This window comes from uncultured Agathobaculum sp. (assembly GCF_963927765.1).
Lineage (GTDB): Bacteria > Bacillota > Clostridia > Oscillospirales > Butyricicoccaceae > Agathobaculum.
This window is the reverse complement of sequence record NZ_CAWVCU010000004.1, coordinates 1-5,397: the sequence shown is the minus strand read 5'-3', so window position 1 is coordinate 5,397 and position 5,397 is coordinate 1. Positions and strand designations below refer to the sequence as shown.

The window sequence follows — 5,397 nt, the reverse complement described above, 5'->3', positions numbered from 1 at the left end:
AAAGATGCAGGGCATTATCTGACCAGAATAGCGGGAAACACCCGATGGATTCGCTCCATCGGGTGTTTTTTTGCGTTATGCGGTCTGCGCATACTTGCCGACCAGCGTTTCTGCCATCGAAAGCGGCGCTTCCCCCTTATTAAGCCGCAGCGACAGATAAGGCGTGCTCCCTGCATTGAGCAGCAACCGTCCCCGGAACGACTCGTCCCCGCACAGGGCGGACAGACGCGCAAAATCGGTCTGTGCGAAGGTCAGCAGCAGACGGCCGTCCTGCTCCTTGATTTCCGAAATGCCCTGTTCGCTCGCGCGGCTGCGCAGCAGCGCGATGTCCAGCAGCGCAATCGCTTCCTTCGGCGGCTCTCCAAAGCGGTCGATCAGCTCGTCGAGCATGTCGCTCTTCTGCTCCTCTGTGCGGATGAGTGCAATGCGGCGGTACAGATCGACGCGCTGGCCTGCATCCGGCACATAGTCCGACGGCAGATTGGCACTCAGCAGCAGTTCGGCTGCGCAGTCCACACGCGGCTTTGGCGTTTCGCCCTTTTCCTCCTGCACGGCCTCTTCCAGCAGCTTGAGGTACAGGTCATAGCCGACGCTCATCATATGGCCGGACTGCTCCGGGCCAAGCACATTGCCCGCGCCGCGAATCTCCAAATCACGCATCGCAATCTTAAAACCTGAACCGAATGCCGCAAATTCTCGAATCGCCGACAACCGCTTCTGCGCGATCTCGGAAAGCGCCTTGCCGTGTCGATAGCACAGATAGGCATAGGCATGGCGGCTCGACCGGCCAACGCGCCCGCGAATCTGATGTAATTGGGCAAGGCCCATGTTGTCCGCGTTCTCGATGATAAGCGTATTGGCGTTCGGGATGTCGATACCGGTCTCAATGATGGTCGTACAGACCAGAATATCCGTCTCGCCGTCCGCCATGGCGTTCATCGCGGCGGCGATCTCCTTTTGCGTCATTTTGCCGTGCACAATGCCGATGCGCGCGTCCGGCAGACGCTGCTGCAACAGATTCGCGCACCGCGCAATCGACTCGACGCGGTTGTGCAGATAATATACCTGTCCGCCGCGCGCAAGTTCCCGCCGAATCGCGTCGAGCAGCACGCCGTCGTTCTGCTCCAAAACGAAGGTCTGCACCGGATGACGGTCGAGCGGCGGCTCTTCGATCGAGGACATGTCCCGAATGCCGGACAGCGCCATATTGAGCGTGCGCGGAATCGGGGTCGCGGACAGCGTCAGCACGTCCACCGTCTTGGAAAGCTCCTTGAGCGTTTCCTTGTGGGACACGCCGAAACGCTGCTCCTCGTCCACGACGAGCAGCCCCAAATCCTTGAACTTGATCTTCTTGTTGAACAGCTTGTGCGTGCCGATCACGATATCAACCGAGCCGGCTTCCAGCTTTTTAAGCAGATGGGTCTGTTCTGAGCCGGTTTTATAGCGCGTGAGCAGTTCGATTGTGACCGGATGTCCCTGAAACCGCTGTAAGGCGGTCAGATAGTGCTGACGCGCGAGCACAGTGGTCGGCACAAGGATGGCCGCCTGCTTGCCTGCCAGCACACACTTCATCACTGCGCGCAGCGCAACCTCGGTCTTACCGAAGCCCACGTCACCGCACAGCAGACGATCCATCGGGCGGTCGGATTCCATATCCATCTTGATCTCCGCGATACAGCGCAGCTGATCGTCGGTTTCCTCATAGGGGAAGGCCTCTTCGAACTCGCGCTGCCATGCATCGTCCTGCGGGAAGGCAAAGCCCTTCACCTTCGCCCGCTCAGCATACAGCTTGATGAGCCCCTCTGCCAGTTCCTTTGCCGCTGCCTTCGCGCGCGCCTTGGAGCGCGTCCAGTCCGCGCCACCTAGCTTGTTGAGCCGCACGCGTTCCGGTTCACCGCCGCCGATGTATTTGCTGATCAGGTCGAGCGAGGTCGCCGGGACATACAGAAAATCCGTTCCAGCAAAGGCGATTTTGATAAAATCGCGCTCCGCACCGTCCACGGTCATGCGCTCCATGCCGACAAAACGGCCGATGCCGTGATGCTCATGCACGACCAGATCTCCCGGCGTTAAGTCAGTAAACGACTTGACGCGGTCGCGGTTGGACTTTTTGACCTGCGTCTTTTTGCGCCGCGCGAGCACCTGCCCTTCCGTGATAACGACCAATCCGAGGTCAGGGTACTCAAAGCCCGCGGACAGCGTGCCCTCCATCACGCACACCTGCCCGCCCTTGGGCAGCAGGTCGCTGACGGTCGCGGTCAGCCCCGCCTCGGTCAACGCGTCGCACATGTTGCGGCAGCGTAGCGCACTGCCGCACAGCACGGCCACCGCGCGCCCTTGCTGCGTATAGCCGCGGATATCCGCTGCCGCCATATCCAGATTGCCGCCATAGGCATTCATCTGATTGGCTACAAAGTTCTCCAAATGCTGCGGCGCCAGTTCCGGAACGTTGTTCAAAAAACTGTCCATCCGCAGGATAGTACACGGCGTGCGGGCAAGCGCGGCAAAATCGAGCGCATAGCCGTCCAATCCGGGCGCAAGCTCACCGCGCTCAAGCAGCGCGGTCACATCATCCCCGATGCGCGCGATAAAGTCACGCACCGCATCGCGCAGGCGCGGCGTGTCCTCAATCAGCAAAATCGCGTTCTCCGGCAGATAATCGAGCGCGGTTGCCAGTTCCGGATAGACCAGCGGCAGGTATTTGTCCGCCGCAGGCAGCGCACCGGTCTCTTCCAACCGCTCCGCGTCGCGCTCGATGTGCGCGGCAAGATCGGCATGCTTCTTTTTGCGCGTGGAAAGCAGGCCGCGCACAGCTTTCGCCAACCCCTTCGCGCCGCCCGGCGCAAGATGCGGCAGTGTTTCCATGCATGGCAGGCAGCGCAGTGTCTCGGCGGTTTCCAGCCGCCGCTGACTGCCGACGTCAAAGGTCGCAATCGAGTCGATCTCATCATCCCAAAACTCGACGCGATAGGGGTTTGCCGACTGCGGCGGGAACACGTCCAGAATGCCGCCGCGCACCGAGAACTGCCCCACGCCCTCGACCTGTACACAGCGCTCATAGCCCGCACGGGTCAGCTGCTGGGTCAGCATCTCGAGCGGCACAGTCTGTCCGGTGAAAAGGGTCACCACCGCGCTTTGCAGCGCGTCGGGCGGCAGCGTGCGCTGCACCGCCGCCTGTACGGACAGCACCGCGAAGGAAGCCTGTGGCAGTACATCCAGTACGGCAAGGCGCTTTTGCTCGTAGCCGCGCGACACCCCGACCACGTCCGCCATGACCAGTTCGCGCGCAGGCAAAGTCAGCACCTCGCGTTCTGCAAAGGCTTGCAAGTCGCGCGAAAAACGCGCAGCGGCCGCGTCGTCGTCGGTCAGCACGCATACTGGCCGGTTCAGATCCAGCCCGAGCGCCGCCGCAAGGTGCGCCTTATGGATCGCTGATAAGCCGACCGCGAGCAGCGGCGATTTGCCCTTCTGCACGGCTTCTTTCAACGATTTGTATTCATTTAGAAAAGTTATACTTTTAGTTAACTCTGTCATGCCGGGCTGTCACCCTCCTTTGGAGACGCCAAAAGGGCAGATTTTGCAATCTGCCCTCATTGTATGCGTGTGTTCAGAACTTAATGCGCGTGCTCATCATGCTCGTGGTGGCAAGCGGCACAGTCCATGCTGCATCCAAGGATCTCTGCCGGATCCTTACCCATGCGCTTATAGTAATCCGCGATGGCCGAGCGCAGCGCTTCCTCCGCGAGCACCGAGCAGTGCATCTTGACCGGCGGCAGGCCGTCCAGTGCCTCTGCAACCGCCTTGTTGGTCAGCTTGAGCGCCTCTTCCAGCGTCTTGCCCTTGACCATCTCGGTCGCCATCGAGCTGGTCGCGATCGCCGCGCCGCAGCCGAAGGTCTTGAACTTGACATCCTCAATCACGCCGTCATCCGACACCTTGAGGTAAATCTTCATAATGTCGCCACACTTGGCGTTGCCAACCTCGCCAACGCCGTTGGCATCCTCAATCTCGCCCACATTGCGAGGATGGGTGAAGTGGTCGAGTACCTTTTCGCTGTATTGCATAGAAAAAATCTCCTTTTTCTGTTGAATCTATCTTAGTGATGCTCGTGCAGCTCGCTTGCTGCGGTCAGATTGGGCTTACCGTTCTCCCATACCGGGCTCATCGAACGCAGCGTGGACACCACCTGTGCGACCGTTTCGATCAGGTAATCCACATCTTCCTCGGTGTTCTGCTCGCCCAGCGTCAGGCGCAGAGAACCGTGTGCGATCTCATGCGGCAGGCCGATTGCCATAAGAACATGGGACGGGTCGAGCGAACCGGTCGAGCAGGCCGAGCCGGTCGAACCGCAGATGCCCATATTGTCCAGCATCAGGATCAGTCCCTCGCCCTCAATCGCCTCAAACACGAACGACGCCGTGCCCGGCAGACGGTTTTCCGGGTCACCGGTAAAGTGCGTGTAGGGCACCTTGTCCATCACGCCCTTAACCAGCTTGTCCGTCAGGCGCTTCACATAGCCCATCTTGTCGTCCAGCCCCTCAACGGCTTCCTTCATCGCAGCCGCAAGGCCGATGCAGCCTGCGGTGTTCTCGGTGCCCGAGCACAGGCCGCGCTCCTGTCCGCCGCCGTATACCAGCGGCTCCAGTGCAATGCCCTTCTTGAGGTACAGCGCGCCAACGCCGCGCGGGCCGCGGAACTTGTGCGCAGAAAGCGAAAGCATGTCGATGCCCATTTCCTGCACGTCGATGTGCATATGGCCGACCGCCTGCACCGCGTCCGTGTGGAACTTCGCGCCGACCGAATGGGCAAGCGCCGCGATTTCCTTCAGCGGCTGGATGGTGCCGATCTCGTTGTTTGCCGCCATGATGGAAACGAGCGCGGTATCCTCCGAAAGTTCGTTCTTCAGCTGCTCCAGATCAACGCGGCCATACTTGTCCACATCCAAATAGGTGACGCGGAAGCCCTCTTTTTCCAGCGCTTCGCAGGTGTAGAGCACTGCGTGATGCTCGATCTTAGAGGTAATCAAATGCTTGCGGCCCTTCGCCGTCGGGCCATGCATAAAGCCGCGGATAGCAAGGTTGTCCGCCTGCGAACCACCGCCGGTGAAGATGATCTCACCCGGGGCGTAATCGTTCGCTTCGTTGACCGGCATCGCGGCGTTCAGGCACTTGCCAACCGTTGTGCGCGCTTCGTTGAGCGCCATTTTGGCCTCGCGGCCGATGCGGTACAGTGAGGACGGGTTGCCGTAAAACTCGGTCAGCCACGGCTTCATCGCATCAAATGCGGTTTCGGACAGCGGGGTCGTTGCCGCATTGTCCGCATAAACAAATCTTTTCATCTTATATCAAGCCTTTCTCTCCAAAAAGGGGATACACAAATCACGGATACACCACTAAA

3 protein-coding genes are annotated in these 5,397 nt (G+C 59.9%); all 3 read right to left on the bottom strand.

Annotated elements, in window-relative coordinates:
* Positions 1–75: 75 nt before the first annotated feature.
* The 3 genes from mfd to ABGT74_RS00145 all read right to left on the bottom strand — a co-directional run bounded on the left by mfd (position 76) and on the right by ABGT74_RS00145 (position 5,338).
* Positions 76–3,534 carry a transcription-repair coupling factor gene (gene mfd / locus ABGT74_RS00155; RefSeq protein ID WP_346703967.1) on the bottom strand — a complete coding sequence of 1,153 codons (3,459 nt, stop codon included), beginning with the start codon at positions 3,532–3,534 and terminating at the stop codon, positions 76–78.
* Between the two features lie 80 nt (positions 3,535–3,614).
* Positions 3,615–4,064 (bottom strand): Fe-S cluster assembly scaffold protein NifU, encoded by a 450-nt coding sequence (nifU, locus tag ABGT74_RS00150; protein ID WP_297179440.1) that lies wholly within the window; start codon positions 4,062–4,064, stop codon positions 3,615–3,617.
* A 32-nt stretch (positions 4,065–4,096) separates the two neighbouring features.
* Positions 4,097–5,338: an aminotransferase class V-fold PLP-dependent enzyme gene (locus ABGT74_RS00145; RefSeq protein WP_346703966.1), complete on the bottom strand. Its 1,242-nt coding sequence runs from the start codon at positions 5,336–5,338 to the stop codon at positions 4,097–4,099.
* Positions 5,339–5,397: the final 59 nt, after the last annotated feature.